23 protein-coding genes are annotated in these 17,283 nt (G+C 44.8%); 12 read left to right on the top strand and 11 right to left on the bottom strand.

Annotated elements, in window-relative coordinates:
- Positions 1 to 43: 43 nt before the first annotated feature.
- On the top strand, positions 44 to 670 hold the full coding sequence (locus ACP7FG_RS07345) for an OmpA family protein (RefSeq protein ID WP_054487254.1): 627 nt from the start codon (positions 44 to 46) through the stop codon (positions 668 to 670).
- Positions 671 to 686: 16 nt separating this feature from the next.
- Here the strand turns inward: ACP7FG_RS07345 and ACP7FG_RS07350 are convergent, their stop codons facing one another.
- From ACP7FG_RS07350 to ACP7FG_RS07380, 7 genes are all read right to left on the bottom strand, one after another.
- Complete coding sequence (locus ACP7FG_RS07350; RefSeq protein WP_439225982.1) at positions 687 to 1,274, bottom strand: DUF938 domain-containing protein; 588 nt, start codon at positions 1,272 to 1,274, stop codon at positions 687 to 689.
- Positions 1,275 to 1,333: 59 nt separating this feature from the next.
- Positions 1,334 to 2,842, bottom strand: a complete 1,509-nt coding sequence (locus ACP7FG_RS07355) for a PH domain-containing protein (protein ID WP_439225983.1) — start codon at positions 2,840 to 2,842, stop codon at positions 1,334 to 1,336.
- On the bottom strand, positions 2,835 to 3,377 hold the full coding sequence (locus ACP7FG_RS07360) for a PH domain-containing protein (protein ID WP_439225984.1): 543 nt from the start codon (positions 3,375 to 3,377) through the stop codon (positions 2,835 to 2,837). Before ACP7FG_RS07360 ends, ACP7FG_RS07355 begins: the two co-directional genes overlap by 8 nt.
- Before the next feature lie 129 nt (positions 3,378 to 3,506).
- Positions 3,507 to 3,914, bottom strand: a complete 408-nt coding sequence (locus tag ACP7FG_RS07365; RefSeq protein ID WP_439225985.1) for a BON domain-containing protein — start codon at positions 3,912 to 3,914, stop codon at positions 3,507 to 3,509.
- Positions 3,915 to 3,986: 72 nt separating this feature from the next.
- Complete coding sequence (locus tag ACP7FG_RS07370; RefSeq protein ID WP_439225986.1) at positions 3,987 to 4,280, bottom strand: hypothetical protein; 294 nt, start codon at positions 4,278 to 4,280, stop codon at positions 3,987 to 3,989.
- A gap of 10 nt (positions 4,281 to 4,290) precedes the next feature.
- Positions 4,291 to 4,662: a phage holin family protein gene (locus tag ACP7FG_RS07375; protein ID WP_199494717.1), complete on the bottom strand. Its 372-nt coding sequence runs from the start codon at positions 4,660 to 4,662 to the stop codon at positions 4,291 to 4,293.
- Positions 4,649 to 4,906 carry a DUF883 family protein gene (locus ACP7FG_RS07380; RefSeq protein WP_439225987.1) on the bottom strand — a complete coding sequence of 86 codons (258 nt, stop codon included), beginning with the start codon at positions 4,904 to 4,906 and terminating at the stop codon, positions 4,649 to 4,651. Before ACP7FG_RS07380 ends, ACP7FG_RS07375 begins: the two co-directional genes overlap by 14 nt.
- A 233-nt stretch (positions 4,907 to 5,139) precedes the next feature.
- On the opposite strand from ACP7FG_RS07380, the gene ACP7FG_RS07385 reads away from it, so the two are divergent.
- Both ACP7FG_RS07385 and ACP7FG_RS07390 read left to right on the top strand, forming a co-directional pair.
- On the top strand, positions 5,140 to 5,283 hold the full coding sequence (locus ACP7FG_RS07385; RefSeq protein WP_439225988.1) for a DUF3149 domain-containing protein: 144 nt from the start codon (positions 5,140 to 5,142) through the stop codon (positions 5,281 to 5,283).
- A 15-nt stretch (positions 5,284 to 5,298) separates the two neighbouring features.
- Entirely contained in the window at positions 5,299 to 5,613 is a 315-nt protein-coding gene (locus tag ACP7FG_RS07390) for an antibiotic biosynthesis monooxygenase family protein (RefSeq protein WP_439225989.1), read from the top strand.
- On the opposite strand, the gene ACP7FG_RS07395 is transcribed toward ACP7FG_RS07390, so the two are convergent.
- Positions 5,610 to 6,605 (bottom strand): branched-chain amino acid aminotransferase, encoded by a 996-nt coding sequence (locus tag ACP7FG_RS07395; RefSeq protein WP_054487269.1) that lies wholly within the window; start codon positions 6,603 to 6,605, stop codon positions 5,610 to 5,612. The two genes, ACP7FG_RS07390 and ACP7FG_RS07395, sit on opposite strands and share 4 nt — an antisense overlap.
- Before the next feature lie 137 nt (positions 6,606 to 6,742).
- On the opposite strand from ACP7FG_RS07395, the gene ACP7FG_RS07400 reads away from it, so the two are divergent.
- The 3 genes from ACP7FG_RS07400 (at position 6,743) to arfB (ending at position 8,849) form a co-directional block, all read left to right on the top strand.
- Positions 6,743 to 8,125: a serine hydrolase domain-containing protein gene (locus ACP7FG_RS07400; protein WP_054487271.1), complete on the top strand. Its 1,383-nt coding sequence runs from the start codon at positions 6,743 to 6,745 to the stop codon at positions 8,123 to 8,125.
- A 69-nt stretch (positions 8,126 to 8,194) separates the two neighbouring features.
- Positions 8,195 to 8,437: a hypothetical protein gene (locus tag ACP7FG_RS07405; protein ID WP_439225990.1), complete on the top strand. Its 243-nt coding sequence runs from the start codon at positions 8,195 to 8,197 to the stop codon at positions 8,435 to 8,437.
- Position 8,438: 1 nt separating this feature from the next.
- A complete protein-coding gene (arfB, locus tag ACP7FG_RS07410; RefSeq protein ID WP_439225991.1) occupies positions 8,439 to 8,849 on the top strand; it encodes an alternative ribosome rescue aminoacyl-tRNA hydrolase ArfB in 411 nt (136 codons plus the stop codon).
- A gap of 171 nt (positions 8,850 to 9,020) precedes the next feature.
- Here arfB and ACP7FG_RS07415 read toward each other — a convergent pair whose 3' ends face one another.
- Positions 9,021 to 9,440, bottom strand: a complete 420-nt coding sequence (locus ACP7FG_RS07415) for a hypothetical protein (RefSeq protein ID WP_439225992.1) — start codon at positions 9,438 to 9,440, stop codon at positions 9,021 to 9,023.
- Positions 9,441 to 9,575: 135 nt separating this feature from the next.
- On the opposite strand from ACP7FG_RS07415, the gene ACP7FG_RS07420 reads away from it, so the two are divergent.
- On the top strand, positions 9,576 to 10,235 hold the full coding sequence (locus tag ACP7FG_RS07420) for a flavin reductase family protein (protein WP_439225993.1): 660 nt from the start codon (positions 9,576 to 9,578) through the stop codon (positions 10,233 to 10,235).
- Here the strand turns inward: ACP7FG_RS07420 and ACP7FG_RS07425 are convergent.
- The gene (locus ACP7FG_RS07425) at positions 10,222 to 11,406 is read right to left on the bottom strand and encodes an MFS transporter (protein WP_439225994.1); all 1,185 of its coding nucleotides are present in this window, start codon (positions 11,404 to 11,406) and stop codon (positions 10,222 to 10,224) included. The two genes, ACP7FG_RS07420 and ACP7FG_RS07425, sit on opposite strands and share 14 nt — an antisense overlap.
- 134 nt (positions 11,407 to 11,540) lie before the next feature.
- Between ACP7FG_RS07425 and ACP7FG_RS07430 the strand changes: the two genes are divergently transcribed.
- Both ACP7FG_RS07430 and ACP7FG_RS07435 read left to right on the top strand, forming a co-directional pair.
- A complete protein-coding gene (locus ACP7FG_RS07430; protein ID WP_054487283.1) occupies positions 11,541 to 11,855 on the top strand; it encodes a YebG family protein in 315 nt (104 codons plus the stop codon).
- 66 nt (positions 11,856 to 11,921) lie between these two features.
- Positions 11,922 to 12,833 (top strand): M14 family metallopeptidase, encoded by a 912-nt coding sequence (locus ACP7FG_RS07435; protein ID WP_439225995.1) that lies wholly within the window; start codon positions 11,922 to 11,924, stop codon positions 12,831 to 12,833.
- A 42-nt stretch (positions 12,834 to 12,875) separates the two neighbouring features.
- On the opposite strand, the gene ACP7FG_RS07440 is transcribed toward ACP7FG_RS07435, so the two are convergent.
- Positions 12,876 to 14,126: a DEAD/DEAH box helicase gene (locus ACP7FG_RS07440; protein WP_439225996.1), complete on the bottom strand. Its 1,251-nt coding sequence runs from the start codon at positions 14,124 to 14,126 to the stop codon at positions 12,876 to 12,878.
- A gap of 185 nt (positions 14,127 to 14,311) precedes the next feature.
- Here ACP7FG_RS07440 and ACP7FG_RS07445 point away from each other — a divergent pair, with 185 nt between their 5' ends.
- Genes ACP7FG_RS07445 through ACP7FG_RS07455 form a run of 3 tightly spaced genes read left to right on the top strand, consistent with a single transcriptional unit; the run spans position 14,312 to position 17,268 of the window.
- A complete protein-coding gene (locus ACP7FG_RS07445) occupies positions 14,312 to 15,799 on the top strand; it encodes a methyl-accepting chemotaxis protein (RefSeq protein ID WP_439225997.1) in 1,488 nt (495 codons plus the stop codon).
- On the top strand, positions 15,792 to 16,340 hold the full coding sequence (locus ACP7FG_RS07450) for a DUF6436 domain-containing protein (RefSeq protein WP_439225998.1): 549 nt from the start codon (positions 15,792 to 15,794) through the stop codon (positions 16,338 to 16,340). The genes ACP7FG_RS07445 and ACP7FG_RS07450 overlap by 8 nt, the downstream gene beginning before the upstream one ends.
- Positions 16,341 to 16,365: 25 nt before the next feature.
- Positions 16,366 to 17,268: a GGDEF domain-containing protein gene (locus ACP7FG_RS07455; RefSeq protein WP_439225999.1), complete on the top strand. Its 903-nt coding sequence runs from the start codon at positions 16,366 to 16,368 to the stop codon at positions 17,266 to 17,268.
- The last annotated feature ends 15 nt before the right edge of the window (positions 17,269 to 17,283 follow it).

Here is a 17,283-nt window from a genome sequence, read left to right on the forward strand (position 1 = left end):
GCATGCTAGTTTTCAGGCATTAACCACTTAAAGGAGTAATGGTATGAAAAAATTAGTTTTGGCTATGACAATGTCATCGTTAGCGCTTGTGGGCTGTGAAAATATGAGCAACACCCAAAAAGGTGCTTCGATAGGTGCTGTGACGGGTGCCTTGCTTGGTAAAGGAACGGGTGATCACGATAAAAGTCGCTATGTCTGGGGGGCGGCTGTTGGCGCACTGGCAGGTGGAGCTATTGGTTCTTATATGGATAAGCAGGAAGAAGAGTTCAGGGAAGAATTGGCTGACAGTGGTGTGAAAGTGATACGTGATGGCGATAACCTTCGTTTGCAGCTGCCAAGTAACATTACGTTTGCCACAGGCAGTGCGAACATTTCTCAAAGCTTCAATCCGGTACTGGACGATGTTGCCCGGGTTCTGCAAAAGTATGAGAAAACCACCATGCTGATAGAAGGCCATACCGACAGCACAGGGTCCGCAGAGTATAACCAGCAATTGTCGTTAAACCGTGCTAAAGCTGTACGCAATCACTTAGTTGGAAGTGGCGTGGACTCGCGCCGTGTGACAACAGAAGGTTACGGCGAGAGTATGCCAGTTGCGGACAACGATACAGAGAGCGGTCGTCAATTAAACCGTCGTGTTGAATTACGCATTGTCCCCAATACCAAATAGGCCTGCGCGTTAAGAGTTAACGCTGAAACTCCAGAAGTTGATTGTTTGCCGGCATAGTATGGGTGTTTTTCAAACGGAACCCATGCTGGCTGGCAAGCTTTGCAATCCATTGTTTATCACGTATTCCCATTTGGCTGTCACGAGTACGCAAAGACTGATCAAACGCACGGTTGCTGTCACTGGTGAAATGCCCGTTCTCATTAAACGGTCCATAAATACATAAAAGCTTTACTGACTTAAGCTTGTCCCCTAAGTGATTAAACAGCGCTTCGACACCCTCTTTGGGCATAATGTGACAAGTATTTGCAGTGAATAAGGCATCGAACTGTCCATCAGGTGCAGACTGAAACACATCGAACTCAACCGGCAAAGGCTGACCTGGTACCCCTTCTTTTTCAATTCGGGCTTTTACTCCCGGTAAGTAAGCCGTTTGGTCACTTGCCTGCCATTCTAAATGAGAGAGCTTTCTGGCGAAGTAGACGGCATGTTGCCCCGTACCGCTGCCAACTTCTAAAACTTTTGACGCGTTAGCAAAAGCGACTTCCAGAATCCCAAGTATTGGGTTTTTATTGTTTTCACAGGCTTGTGAGAAAGGGATTTCCATAAAATATCACCGAGTTGTCTTCTTAGTGTCGAATAATTTAAGAGAGAATTAATAGGGTTTTACATCCAGGACTTTCTCAAGGCTTCTACCTGATACAGACAGGTGTCTATGTATTTCTCTCCAGTTGCCCTTTTAATGAATGGCAGTGTCTGACCTCCGCAAGCCAGTACCAGCCTGACGGAACACAATTGAAAGCGCCTCATAAACCAGCTTTGATGCAATTGAGTTTGTTGCACTTTATGAGTTGGGAAGCATCGGTAATTGACGCCAATGAGTCCTTTCCTTATGTAGATAAACTGCTCGTCCATTGCGTAACCCCATCTTTTCCAACTGAGTATGACGAGGCCAGTGGTTAAGATAAAAAGTCCGCCAGCGGCGACTGAAAGCTCTGCCTGATCAAAGTAAATGAAAGCGGTAGCAAGAGGTATTAGTAACCAGAAGGCAATAAGCGTGTTTCTGATGGCCAGACGTTTGCTAACCGGATGGTAATTGATGGCGCTTAGTTTATTTTCGGGCCAGGCATCGCTTGCTAAATCGTTAGCTTCGCCCAGGGTGACAGAAGGCACCATGATTTTCCCACCGGATGTTCCTGCGGATTGGCGATCAAGGCTCGCTCCTAGTTGTTCAAACTTTAAGTTAACTCTTTGGAGTATGCGGTCAAGCCAATTTTGTTGGTAAACAATCATCTGGAGACGGGATAACTTCATGACAACTTCATGGCGAGTAAAAAAGCCGTTACGGCGAATATAGCGATCATTGCTCCGGGTTAACTTGAAGCCATAGAAAGTAATGACTGAACCTAAGATGGAAATTAACGCCATAAAAGCAATTACTACAAAAGCGATTGATAGAAAGAACAGCACGTATTGCCAAAAAGCATACTGGGAGGAAGCCATTAAAGCATCAACATCGACCCCGAGGTTTTCTATACCCGCAATAAACTTCTCTGAGAGGGAATTAAAGAAAGGTGCTAAAGCACCTAACACAATCCAAATTCGGTTGCTGGCAAGCCCGTGGATAACTAAGTCCTGAACTGAGCGAGAGTTTAAAAGTTGCTCTTGCTCAGCCTCAGTGTTTTCGGTTTCTGCATTAGAAGTTTGCTCTGCTTTGTGGGAGAGAATTTCCTGCTTAAGAGACTCCGCAATACCTTTCGATAACGCAATAATTTTTGCTTCGAGCTTACTTGAGCCTGCCGTATCCAACAGCATACATACGTGGTTACTAGGCCGGTAAAAAATAGGCTGTTCAAAGCGAACATTTTGAATACGTTCAAAAGGCAGGTCGATATGGTTCTTTTGAAAGACCCCAGAGTGAATTTGTACGCGCCCGTCAGTTAATCGGTATTGATAGAAGTAGAACTTTAGCAGAGCGCTTATTGCAACAAACAGCAGTAAAGCCGCCAGGCCAGAAATAATCGCTAAACCATTTTCAGAAAATTGATTATAGCCAACAAGAATAGCCGGTAATAAGTAAATAAGATTGTTACCAACGTCTTTTACGAACTGTACTGCAAAGTAAATAATGGCAACTGGTGATAGTTTTAGCCATTGGCCTTGATAGTTAGTCATTCTCAGCTATATCACTATGAGTTAATACGTAGGAACGAAGTTCACGGGCTTTTTCTTCTGGTAAACCGGGTATTGCAAAGGTATGCATGGAACCGCCAGCACTAAAAATTTCCAAGTTAGATAAACCAAAATGCCGATCAATAGGCCCATGCTTAAGTTCTACATGCTGTATACGCAGAATTGGTTGACTGACAACAGATTTAAAAATGACTCCGCTACGGTAACTGAAGTCATGCTCACGTAGAGCATAACCTTTGTTTTTATCAGCAATAATGCCGTAAGCGGAAGTCAATAAGCCGAAAATGCCAGCGGCTAACTGCAGCTGTGGTAAGTAAAGTTCAAGAGTCTTTGGGAGAACAAACCAGGGTTGCCAGTAAAGGCTCAAGAGAGCGCTAACCACAATTAACCAAAAGGTTAAGCGGCACATTAAATTGACTTTCATGTACATTGGGCTTAGCGGAGTAAACGCCTGCGAGCTTACCTTTGGAAGGTTGTCAGGTAATATTGGTTGATTGCTAAAAGTATCGTCTAGCATGGTATCGCTTTTATGATAGTTATTATGTTTTAAAATTAACAGTATTCTTCGACACGTTCTAGTTTCAAGGCAATAAAAAAGCGGCTTAAAAAGGCCGCTTTTATTCAGGGGGTTTTAAATAAACGATAATTACTGTTCTTCGCGAACCTGAATATCGTTCTCGATGTCTTTGACACCTTTTACGGTAGCAGCCAGATTTTCTGCTGTATCAATATTAGCTTCATCGTCAACAAAGCCTGATAACTGAACAATACCGTTATTTGTTTCAACATTGATGTCCATACTGCTTAGGTTGTCATCTTCAAAGATAACTGCTTTAACCTTAGTAGTGATAACAGCGTCATCAACATATTCGCCAGCGTCTTTCGCTTTTTGCTCAGTGTAGCTTTTTGCTTCTTTAGCTTTTTCTTCCGTTTCCTGCATTGCGCTTTCAGCTTTAGATTCAGCTTTTTCAGTTTCTGCTTCACTACAGCCAGAAAGCGTTAGCATTGAAAGTGCGATTAAACTTGCTGGTAGTGCCGTCTTGAAGTTTTTCATAGATAACCTCCTGTTATTGAAAATCGTTACCACAAACACTATAGCTACATATTTACGACTTTACGGTCATCTTTACAGATGTTTTGCAAAACTGGCTGCAGTCTGTACACCCGTGATAATTCTTAATATTTTTAACGCTGCTCCCGACTTTGACTTGCCCTGTTTTTTTGGTTCCATTTGTTGCGGTCTGTCTGATAGTTCCCCTATAAAGAAACCTGTACCAACGGCAAAGCAAAGAGCCGTAGGGGAGGATAATTTGTCACAGGTTGTAGAAACTACCTGACAGGAGCGAACCTTCAACGCCAGCTTGCGATTTTTAAGGTTTTGTTCCAATTGCGCAATTTGATCATCAAGGCTTGAAGTCATAAAGCCTCCATTAAAGATTGCTGCTTGTTTTAGAAAAAAGCAGATTGCGGCTGTTCTGCTTTATACGTCTTATAAGATAAAGCGCAATGGCTAAATGACACGCAGCAACAATAATAAGTGCTGTAGTCAGGGACAGAATGCCGTTACTTACAACAGCAGCTACGGCAGCGGCCACTAGCGCGCCCCAAGCTGACAAAACTAAGCAGCTGGCAATAACGGCAAACGCGACCATGCGAACGAAGCTTTCTCCAGCCCGGCGGGCTTCCATACCTGCAAGCTGGAGCTGTGCTCTAACAACGCCGCGTACTTCACTTTGCAGTGCGCGAACTTGCTGAAGCAACCCTTCGGCTTCGCTCGCTTCCGTTTGATTACGAGCGGTCACTAAATAGCCTACTTAATAGGTAGCCACTTGCTGCCGCAATTCCCAACGACTTAATGGGGTTTTCTTTAACGTAGTCCGTTGCGGTTTCTAACCACTTTTCTTGAGTCACCTTAAGATCATGACCTTTTTCACCAATGCTATCTGAAGCGTGCTTTGCAGCATCGGCAACTTTATCGATGGTGTCGTGAGCTTTATTTGCTGATTTATTTACTGCTTCTTCGGTTCTAGCTTGATTGTTACTCATAATACCCTCGTGTTTTTGTGAAAGCCTATTACTAAGCAAAGACGCTAATAGGAATATAAGCAAATTTATTTACATGGCTTTACAGAGCGAAAAAGCTCTTAGTTCTTGATATTTAGCTAAGGTAAATAAAGCCCTATAAAAAGCAGTGTTATTATTGTTTTTGATTGAGATCAACATCGTTATTCCCGAGTTTGAATAAACTGAAATTAAGAATTCAAACAAGGGAAATAACCATGAATTTATTGCAAGATTTTTTCAAAGATCCGGTAATATTTTTTTCTTTTAGCGGCTTGGCTATTGTTATTGGGATGTGTGCTTTTTATGCTGTTTTCTTCTATATAAAGATGATTAAGTCAGAGAAAAAGCGTAAACAATAAGCTTAAAGGAGATATATGAAATATATTTTTCAAGTTCGTATTAAGGAAGGTCATACGGCAGAAGAATATGCAGACGCTTGGGTTCGGGCTAGTGAGATTATTCAGCAGGCCCCGGGCGCCCGAGGCACAGAGTTACATCGCAAAATTGGTGATGATAAAACGCTAATTGCAATAGCGTCGTGGGACAGTAAGGAGCAGCGAGACGCTATGGAAGGTCAGCATAACCAAAAGGTTGCTGAGATTATTCGTAGCGCCGCGCCGTTTTGTGAAATAACACCATTAGGCGAGTTTGAAGATCCTGAATGGGTTGTTGTGCCAGCTAAAAATTAGATTTGCGTTAACCAACCATGTTTGTCTTCAGCTTTACCCCATTGAATGTCGTTCAGCGCTTTGCGCAGCTTCAGTGTCGTCTTTCCTGGGCTTGCATCGCCGACCGGAATTTCTTTTCCTTTATGAATTAAAGTTCCAACAGGCGCCAGTACCGCTGCTGTTCCGGATAGAGCAGCTTCGCTTTCCGGTTTGGCCGCACGTTCAAGTAATTCATCGACGCTCAACTCGCGCTCCGAAACCGTCATGCCCATATCGCGGGCAATAGTCAGAATGGAGTCTCGGGTGACACCGTGTAAGAAACTGCTGTCCAGTGCCTTGGTGATAATTTCGTTGCCGTCAATTAATAAGAAATTAGCTGCTCCGGTTTCCTGTACGTCGCCATTGGGGCAAAACAGAACCTGATCGGCGTTTACAGAAGCACGTGCTTGCAAAATTGGCTGCAATGCACTGGCGTAGTTACCGCCACTTTTCACCATTCCCATATGGGCAGCGCAACGCGAACCATCTTCTTCAAGCAGTAAACGCAGGGTCTGGTCGCCGCTGGCAAAATAGTCACCAACAGGTGAAAGGAGCACATAGAGCATGGATGAGCTGGTCGGGGAGGCCGCTTTACCAATGGCTGCTTCGGTGCCTATATGAGTAGGGCGTATATACATTGAGCCAGGCGGTTTGGGCACGTCGTTGTGAAAATGTTTAACCACATCGGTAATCATTTTCTGCAGGAAGCTTGCATCAAAAGCCGGTAAGGAAAGCAACTGGCTGCTTTGTTGCATACGCTCTATGTTGCGGTCCATTCTAAAGAGGTTTATTGAACCATTTTCATGGCGAAACGCTTTTAACCCCTCAAAACAGGTGCTCGCATAGTGCAGAACATGAGCACCGGGGTGTAATTGTATGCTGTCAGAGGAGACTAGCTCAGGCGAACTCCAGTTTGAGTTTTCGAAAGTTGCCAAAGTCATTTGCGGCATAAATACAGTGCCAAAAGCTGCCATAAAGTTATCCTGCTTGGGTAAATAGTTGCGCCGTAATATACCATAATTTTTAACATTTGGATGACTCTGCCGGTTTGCTTCTTGTTAGGCATGCTCGTACATTGAAGTATCTATACGTAGAAACAGGTGAGCAATTAATGAATAAGACACTAAAAATAACTTTAGCTAGTGGGTTATTGGCCACAGCGGTGACACAGGCAGAGGAAACAGACACGACATTAAGTGCCTATGCTGCCGGGTATACCGCAGGCTTTACTTGCAGTGCGATCTTTAATGGCGATAAGTCCATGGAGCAAATTCGAGAGCATGAGTTAAGTGGCATTTATTCGTTAATTGCTGATCGCGTGGCACAAATGGAGCCCAGAGTTGATAAACAAAACCACTGGGTACGAGTGCCGTATGATAACGGTAACCGCGAGCGGATATCTGTCTGGCGACCGAAGCTCGGTTGTGTCGATTTGCCGGTTGGCGCAAGTGTTGATGACGTAAAATTTGTTGCTGATCCTTTCAGTGGTCATAAGAAGGCCGGAAAAGACAACGGCCAGCCCTGGAAGCAAAAGGCTGAGGTTAATTCAGTCAGTAGTAATGCTCAATTAGAGTCAGTTCTGCAACAGGCATTTACCAAAAAGTACGGCTCTGGGGCTCGCACTTCTGCTGTTTTAATTGCGACGCCTGATGAAATTATTGCAGAACGTTATATCGAGGGTTTTACACCTGAAACCGCGCAGCGCACCTGGTCAGTTGCAAAAAGTATTGGTGCCAGTGTTATCGGAGCGGCAGTTCAGCAAGACAAGATAAAGCCAGATGAAGCTGCCGGTATTTCAAATTGGTCGCACCCGCTTGATCCCCGCCGGCATATTACACTGGAAAACTTATTGCATATGGCATCTGGTCTGGACAGCAATAAAGCGGGCAACCGCACCGACCGCGTTTATATGGGGGGAGGGTTAGTCAGTGATACTGCCACTGAAACCGCACTTGAAGTGGCTCCGGGCAGTCGCTGGAAGTACGCGAATAATGACACTATGTTGGCTTTAAGAGCCCTGCATGAGCGCTTTGACAGCACAGAAGAGTATCTGAAGTTTCCGTATAAGGCACTGCTGGAAAAAGTAGGAATGAATCATACCTTTGCCGAAACCGACTGGCGTGGCGATTTTATTTTATCGTCGCAGGTGTGGACCACGTCTCGTGATTTAGCTCGTCTGGGTGTTTTGCATTTGCAACAGGGTCAATGGCAGGGCGAGCAAATTTTACCCGAAGGCTGGCTTGAGTATATCAGTATGCCGGCACCGGCTCAGCCGCCGGAGAACTCTCCTGGATACGGAGCGCAATGGTGGCTTTATAACGAACGTTTCCCTGAATTACCCGATGACACTATTGCGGCGCGAGGAAACCGGGGACAATTTTTGGTGGTTATTCCGTCAGAGAATTTAGTGGTTGTTCGTCGTGGCTATGATATTGCGGGAGAGCCGGGGTTTAACGAGCATGACTTTGTACGAGATGTACTGAAAGCGTTATAAAAATTCCTTCGAGGGAAGCTGAATAATGATAGACTGCTTCCCCCAGCCCGACGGACAGAGAGCTTACTTATGAGCGAAGAACAGCAAGTCATTCAAAGCAAAAATACGCAAAATTACAGTGTTGACGGTAAAACCGTAGAAATCGATATTTATCGCACTGAAGACAGTGGCTGGATTTTGGAGATTGTCGATGAGAATAACAACTCGACTCTTTGGGAAGATGAATTTGAAAAGGAAGATGATGCCCTGGTAGAAGCGTTGGACGCTTTAAAAGAGGAAGGCATTGATAACTTCATAGAACCCGCAAAGTAAAATGATCAGAGTTTCACAGCGCGTTGAATTTGCAGAGCACGAAATAGAGTGGCAGTTCATCCGTTCTAGTGGTGCGGGGGGCCAGAACGTCAATAAAGTCGCTACTGCGGCTCAACTCATTTTTGATATTCAGGCCTCTTCGTTACCGGACTTCTACAAGCAGCGCTTGCTAAAAAAGTCAGACCATCGTATTACCCAAAGTGGCAAGGTCATAATTAAGTGTCAGGAAACACGGAGCCAAGCCCGTAACCGAGAGCTGGCGCTGGAGCTGTTGATTGAATTAATTCGCAGCGTTGCACAGGTTCAAAAAAAACGTATTCCCACAAAGCCCAGCCGCTCTGCCAAAGAGAGGCGCTTGACGAGTAAAAAGCAGCAAGGTTATAAAAAAGCGCTTCGGAAAAAAGAGTTTTAGTTTCCAAATTTTTGTAGCGAACCTGAGCAATTTATTCGGGCACACTCAAGTATGAGCTGCTTGAGCTCGCATTGACTGCAGTAATCGCAGCAACGGATGTCGCTGGCGACTAATTTTTTTTCCAGTAATAATTTCTTAAGTTGTTCTTTACTCACTGAAACTTGTAAGCGATTAGGTTTGTTCCTGTGCATAGCCGTGCTCCTCAAGTTGCTGTAAACAGTGCCCAAGACAACGAGAATGCTGACAGCCAGTAATAAGCAATTGATGACAGTAGTGGCAAAGGTCAGCTAATGATTTTGAGTTGGTGTTATTTAACCATTGGATGAGTTGTTTGGTACTGTCCTGTTGAAATTCGTATGCTGGCAGTTGCTGATGACGTCGAATATAAGTCGCTATTAATAAAATGGAGCTTGTTGTGTAGCTTTGAACTGCGTTAGCGGCAAGTACTGGCTCGTTAAATACCTGTTTTGCTGACTCGCGTGCCCGCTTAAGGTAAGCAGCCGCAGACTCATAGTCTTTGCTGTTGAGGAGTGAACTTGCAGTCTTTAACTGTTCCTGACTATTAAAATAGTTTTTATAGGTGTTTGTCATTTTGCATCCTTTGCTCGGCTTTAATTAAACAAGCTAACGCAAATGATAATAGTTCGCAATAAGTTATTTGTAAACGATCGTAATCAAAAAATAATGCGTATAAGCAACTTACAAAACAATAAACCTGGAGCTTCAATGAAAACTTACAAGCAGCAAGATCTAGCAAACATGGACGATACAGAGAGAGCGCGTTTTGTTAATTGTTTGTCCGGGTTTAAAAGTGCGAATGTGGTAGGTACCCGTGACAGGCATCAACAGAATAACTTAGCAATGATAAGCTCCGTCGTGCACTTAGGGAGTAACCCTCCGTTGCTTGGCTTTGTCATGCGCCCCAAATCGGCAACCCGGCACACCTGGGAAAATATTGAAGAGAGTGGTGTTTACACCATTAATCAGGTGAGTGAAGAGTTTTTCCGGAAAGCTCACCAGACATCAGCACGGTACGACCGGGAAGTTTCAGAGTTTGAAGCCTGTGGTCTTACACCAGAATTTGAAGACGGTTTTCATGCCCCACATGTTGCTGAAAGTGCCTTGCGAATTGGCATGCAACTGGTGGAGGTTATCCCTATACAGCATAACGACACGGCATTAATCGTAGGTGAAATTCGGTGGGTCGAAGTTAAGGAAAAGGCGGTGAAAAGTGACGGCTATATTGATATTGAATCTTTAGGGACCATGGCCATTTCGGGTCTGGATGGTTATCACAGTACTCAACGGGCGGCGCGTTTATCTTATGCCAAGCCCGATAAGAAACTAGAAGAACTGGATATCGAGGGGCGCTCTAAAGACTCATAATGTCAGGTACTTTACGGCTGTGCTTCTTGGTTATCCAAAACAGCAGTAAACCGACAATAGACAGTGCACAGCCGACCCAGCCTGTGCCTTGCCAACTGAGAGGGGAAATAATGGCCAGCCCGCCCAGCCAGGCCCCTAAGGCATTTGCGGCGTTGAAAGCTGAATGGTTCAATGACGCCGCCAGAGTCTGTGCTTCACCTGCAACGTCCATCAAACGTACCTGAAGCGCCGGAACCAGAGCCGCCGCGCTACCCAGTAATAACACCATTGGCATGACGGTCCAGAGGCTTTGCAATGTTAACGGGAAAATCGCCAGTACAATTGCTGACCACAACAAAGAGCCACCAATAGTCAGTTTCAAATTGCGGTCGGCCGCCCAGCCTCCGACTAAGCTACCTGCCAAAGAGCCTATTCCGTATATTAATAAAGCAACAGGGATCCAGTGCGGAGCAAGACCTGTGGCGTTTATTAGGGTTGGGGCTATATAACTTAATACCGCAAACATACCGCCGAAACCTATGGCGCCTATGGCTAGCGTAAGCCAGACTTGAGGGTTCTGCAGAGCCTTCATTTCACCCCTTGCCGAGGTTCTTTTCTCATTAGGGTGTTTTGGCACTACAAATAAAATCATGACCAGGGCTAGAAGTCCTAAAGCGCCGACTGTATGGTAAACCGTGCGCCAGTCGATAAGTTGCCCAAGCCAGGTTGCTAAGGGGTTACCGACTAAAATTGCTACAGTCAGCCCCATCATTACCATGGTTACAGCCATACCTCGTTGATTTTTACGAACCATGTCGGCGGCGACAAGACATGCAATACCAAAATAGGCACCATGAGGTAAACCGGTTAGGAACCGCAAAACCTGAAGCAAGGGGTAGCTTTCTGCTGATGCACTGGCAAAGTTACCGAGCGCGAAAGCAAGCAACAGCACCAGCAACATGGGTTTGCGCGGAAAACCCGCGAATAAAATAGTAATGAGCGGTGCGCCGATAACCACACCCAGCGCATAAAGGCTGATCAGATGGCCGGTTTGTCGGGTGTCAGTGTTGAAGTCAGCAGCAACGTCAGGTAGCAATCCCATAATGACGAACTCACCAATGCCAATAGCAAAACTGCCAACTGCCATGGCAAAAATGGCCAGTTGAACCTGTGCTTTAGAGAACTGAGTCATGGATCAGGTTTGCTTCCTGTATTAGTTGAATCGGTTAGGATTGCGCAGTTTATCGAATGCAGCAGCTATTGCAATCTCTATGACTTTACTGTACAAATAAACAGTATATTTACACATCAGCAAAGGACCATACCATGGCTGTAGTAACCCAGTATGTAGTTATTCGCGACGGAGCCGAGAAAATGACATTCACTTCAAAAGCAGAAGCCGATGCGCACGATAAAATTTTGGATATGGCTGAGGCCCTGAATCCTCTTATTAAAGACAGCGAGCTTTTCACTGATGAACAGCAGCTTGAGGATATGGCACTGTTTTTGGCGAAAGAACGAGAAAATGTTCTCATAGCTTTAGGTGCTAAAAAGCCAAAGAAACCAAAAACCGAGAAAGTATCTGCGGAAAAAGTTGAGTCATCAAAATCAAACGATAAAGCGTCGTCGAAAGCGGCTTAGTGGGCACGATACGAGTTAAATATTTTGATACTATAGTGACCTGGTTTTAATGAATAGGATCGAACTATGACGCAAGAAACGATTTACCATATAGGAACACCGGGTACCCCTTGGGGCGTTGAAGAAAAAGCGCAATGGTTAGCTGAGCAAAGCAAAAAGCGTTCTTACTTTGATGATGTTGTCAGCAAAATAGAAACTTTTAAAGCGAACTTCGACGTAGAGCAATATGGTGAACTTGCGTACGAAAGCGATACTTATCCTTTGTTTGTGGTCAGAACTAAACACTGGGATGCGGGCAAACCAACGGTTTTAGTGACTGGTGGTGTGCATGGTTATGAAACTAGTGGTGTTCATGGAGCACTGCGGTTTATAGAGGCTAAAGCCAATGAGTATCAAACAGACTTTAATGTGGTGGTTGCACCCTGTTTGAGCCCATGGGGCTATGAAACCATTAACCGTTGGAATCCTGCGGCTATTGATCCTAACCGCTCGTTTGTAGCCGATTCGCCTGCCGGTGAATGTGCAAACATTATGAATTACATTGCTGGCTTAGGTGTGGATATTCTGGCTCACATTGATCTGCACGAAACAACCGATACCGATAACAGCGAGTTTCGTCCCGCAAAGGCGGCAATGGACGGAAAGGTGAACACCAACTGGAATATTCCTGACGGCTTCTATTTAGTTGGAAACTCTGAAAAGCCTTACCCTGACTTTCAAAAGGCGGTACTGGATTCGGTAGAAAAAGTTACGCACATTGCCGATGCTGACGAAGAGAATAAGCTAATAGGTGAAGATATTGCCCAGCGTGGTCTTATTTTATTGCCAACAGCAAAAATGGGCTTATGTATTAGCTTTAGTAAGGCTGAGTATGCTACTACAACAGAGGTTTATCCGGACAGCCCGAAAGCAACCCCGGAGCAATGTATAGAAGCTCAGGTTGCTGCGGTCACCGGAGGCCTGGACTTTTTAAAGTAAAGCCCAAACCCCGTTACTTGGCCGGTAAACCTGGTTAGTAAATTAACGTCGTGTGTCTGGCCGCTTTTGGCGAGGTGCACGGCGTGAGTTTTGAGGCCTTCCGGTTCGTGGCTTTTGAATGGGTTCCGGCTTTATATTCGGGTCTGGCTCAAAGCCTGGAATCAGTTCTTTTGGTATTTCATTTTTAGTCAGCTTTTCTATGTCACGTAGCAATTTATGCTCGTCCACACAGACCAGTGACGCTGCTTCACCTTCACTTCCGGCACGGCCTGTACGGCCAATACGGTGCACGTAGTCTTCAGCTACCTGAGGTAGTTCAAAATTAATCACGTGCGGCAGTTCGTCAATATCAATACCACGTGCAGCAATATCGGTTGCAACTAATACTCGTAATTTTCCGGCTTTAAATTGCGCTAATGCTTTGGTTCTGGCGCCCTGGCTTTTATTGCCGTGAATAGCCATTGCAGGCAGACCATCATCCGTTAACTGTGTTGCGAGTCGGTTAGCCCCGTGCTTAGTTCGTGTAAACACAAGAACCTGCCGCCAGTTACGACTTCCTATCAGGTAACTGATTAGCTCTCTTTTACGCTTCTTATCAACAGGGTAAACGCGCTGCTGAATGGTATCTGCTGCCGCATTTTGCCTGGCAACTTCAACTAACTTTGGCTGTTGCATAAACTGTTGAGCCAGAGCTTTTATTTCACTTGAAAAGGTTGCAGAAAACAGCAGCGTCTGGCGTTTTTCCGGAATGAGTTTCATGACTTTTTTAATGTCATGAATAAAGCCCATGTCCAGCATCCGGTCAGCTTCATCCAGAATCAATACATCAATTTTACTTAAATCTACCGTTCCCTGACGACTGTGATCCAACAAACGACCTGGCGTGGCGACAAGAATGTCGACACCGCGTCGCAATGCGTTAATTTGTGGGTTAATACCTACACCACCAAAAATCACTAAAGACTTAAGGCCGGTATATTTAGCGTAGGTGTTGAGGTTGTCTTCAACTTGTGCCGCCAACTCTCTGGTTGGTGTCAAAATTAACGCCTTAATAACAGGCTTACCGTCGGTTTTTGTTTGCGACAATTTGTGCAACAAAGGAAGCGTAAAACCTGCTGTTTTGCCGGTACCTGTTTGCGCAGCTGCTAACAAGTCGTGGCCGGCCATGACTGTCGGAATGGCTTGCTGTTGAATTGGAGTAGGGGTGGTATAACCGCATTCAGTAACGGCGCGTAGTATATTGTCGCTCAATCCCAATGACTGGAATGAGGTTTGGTTTTGTTCTGTGGACATGAAGCTCCGGGAGTTATAATAGTCGACACCACACTTATGTGGCTTTTTAGCATTGTATCACAGACGGCAGTAAACCTTTATTTAGAAACAGGCGTATTAAGGTAACTTTTTCTTGCTTTGATGAAAAAGTGAGCGCATTATTCGCGCCGCTTTACCCTGAGTTTAGGGTGTTTAGAGGAATTTTTATGTTGTACCGCCCCTGGGTCGACTCCGCTAACCGAGTTTTCACTGGTGTTCTGCTTGCTCAGTTACTGATCACCTTTGTTATTGCTTTTCTTACTGGCGACTGGTTTGTTCCTGTCGTCTTGTCATTACTTATTGTTTCTTTACCTTTGCTTCTTATTAGAGCCTCAGGCCAAAGTAAACTGACAAGGCATGTTATAGCCGCCGCGATTCAATTAATTACGGCGGTTCATATCGATCAGACCATGGGTCTGGTTGAAATGCACTTTGAAATTTTTGTGGTAATGGCATTTCTTATTTATTACCGGGACTGGATGATTGTGGTAACCAGTGTCGGGGTGGTTGCCGTACATCACATTTTATTTTTTGTACTGCAGTCCAACGGTGCCGACGTTTATATCTTTGCTGAGGGTTACGTGACCTTAGGTATTCTCGCTATTCATGCAGGCTTTGCTGTAGCTGAGGGGGCAGTACTTTGTGTTATAGCCAAACAAAGCGATACCGAAGCGGTTAGTGCACAGACATTACGTAACAGCATTGCCGATATCGTTAAGCAGTCGGATAAATTAAATCTGATGGTCGATGTCAGCGGTACAACAGATGAAGTTACTGCTTTTAAAAACTTACTGAATCAATTCCGGAAGAATATTCAAAGTACTCGCAGTTTATCCCGACGGGTTCAGGATGTGTCGGGTGCGTTGTCTAAGGAGAGCGAAGAGCTTATCAAGAGCCGGCAGAACAGCTCGCAAGAGGTTGACAGTATAGCCAGCGCAATTGAGGAAATGGCCGTTACTATTAGCAGTATTTCAGAGCAAGCTAATTTAGCTAAAATGTCGGCGGAAGAGTCAATTGACCGCTCGGAGAATGCGGCAAATGTCGCTGAAACTGCAGCTGGTTCTATAAGCTCCTTAAAAGCCAATGTTCTTGCCACCAACGACAAGTTGAAAACCCTGGACAAGCAGTGCCATCAAATATCCGATGTTATCGGAGCCATTAACGATATTACCAAGCAAACCAACTTACTGGCTCTGAATGCGGCTATTGAGGCCGCCCGAGCGGGTGAAGAAGGTCGTGGTTTTGCCGTGGTAGCTGACGAAGTAAGGTCATTAGCCTCCACTACAGGAAAAAATGCTGAACAAATTAGCCAAATTAGTCAGAATATACTCACTGAAGTTGCTGAAGCGGTGAGCTCAATGGATGCTTGTGTTCAGCAAATTGATGAAGCGGTAACCTATTCAGAGGAGTCAGGCACTTCAATGAAAACCGTTGCTCAACGTATTAATGATGTGGCTCAAAAGGTTATTTCAGTCGCAGCTGCTACCGAAGAGCAGAGAAAAGCTAGTGAAGATATCTCTCGCTCAGCGCAGACAATGAGAGAGTTGTCTGAAACAGAAACACAATTGTTGCTGAACGGGCAGGAAAACGCCACATCACTAAAAACAGTTTCGACTCAACTGGACTCAGAAGTAGGGCGCTTTATTGTTGACTAAGCTATCAGGAGAAGCCCGAACTCGTTGGCTTATTGTGACCATTTTTGCCTGGTTTGCATTAGTTCTCTGGGGCTTGAGTTACTTACTGGAACAGCGTTTGGTCTGGTTTGATGAAAAGAGTCAATTACTTGAGTTGGGCAATAATGGCGAATTAGCTCAATCTTTGGTTACTGAACTGGTAAATAAAGGGTTTTCAGTAAGCGGAAGCGTTTTCCATATTAGCTCAGAAAGTTGTAACTGTAATTGGCGCAGTGCCGGACATACCAGTAGCGTAAAGCGGCAAGTAGCGGAGTCAGGTGGCAGAAACTACAACATTGATATAGATCAATTCAGTGAACTAAAAAGGTTCGTTCCTGCAACACCAGCCATTATTATGTTTAATGAGTCATCAGAATTAATTTACCTTGGGCCTTACGCCGATGGTGCATTTTGTACAGCTGAAAGTAGTTTTGTGGAAGCATTAATTCCTTTAGTTTCAATGGAAAAGAAGGCTCCCGAATGGATTAATACCGTTGCAAAAGGATGCTATTGCAGCGTTTAAATATGGTCAAAGAGCGGAGCCAGTAATGGAAGTAAGACAAACCTTTATAGAGTTTCTGGAAGTGATTCCGGACGGGGCTATTGTTATTAATCGAAAGGGCTTAATTATTGCTGTTAATCAGGCCGCAGCATCCATGTTCCGTTATTCCTCGTCTTCTATGCTGGAGCTGCACCTTAACCAGTTACTTCCCGAAGAGGTTCGTGAAAGGCATGATCAGCATTTAGCGACGTTTTTCAAACACCCGGGGCGACGCTCTATGGGAAACGGGTTAATCTTTTCAGCCATTCGAAGAGACGGTTCAACTTTTCATGTTGATATCATGCTTAATCAGCTCGAATTGGAAGGTGAGCTGTATGGTATTGCCATAGTACGCGACTACACTTTGCAAAAGAAAGCTGAAGATAAAATTCGTCTGGAACTGGAATTTGAAAAGCGTCAGGCGCTGACTGACCACTTAACCGGCATTATGAATCGAAGAGCTTTTACCGCACAATTACAGGATGAAATTGAGCAACTGACAGAACATGGAACGCCCTTCGCGGTTAGCTTTATCGATTTGGATGACTTTAAAGACGTTAATGATGAGCACGGGCATCATTTTGGTGATGAGGTTCTGCAGAAAATTGCTCAACTGATTCGATTGCACAGTCGCCATACCGACTATGTTGCTCGCATTGGCGGCGACGAGTTTGCGACCATACACCCAATGATTTCTGCTAATGATGCACAGCAGATGATGCAGCGAATGCGCAGTGAATTAGTTAGTGGTATTGACCATGCTAAACTTCCGGTAACTTTGTCGATTGGCTTGTGCCAGTGTGATAAACCTTCAGAGCATTACACCATAGAAGATATTATGGCGAGGGCAGACAAGGCTATGTACCAGGCAAAGAAAGAGGGTAAAAATGCGGTCGTGCTTACCAATTAACTGTAATAAAACGTA

Source organism: Idiomarina sp. ST10R2A5, assembly GCF_051842325.1.
GTDB classification, from domain to species: Bacteria; Pseudomonadota; Gammaproteobacteria; order Enterobacterales; family Alteromonadaceae; genus Idiomarina; species Idiomarina abyssalis.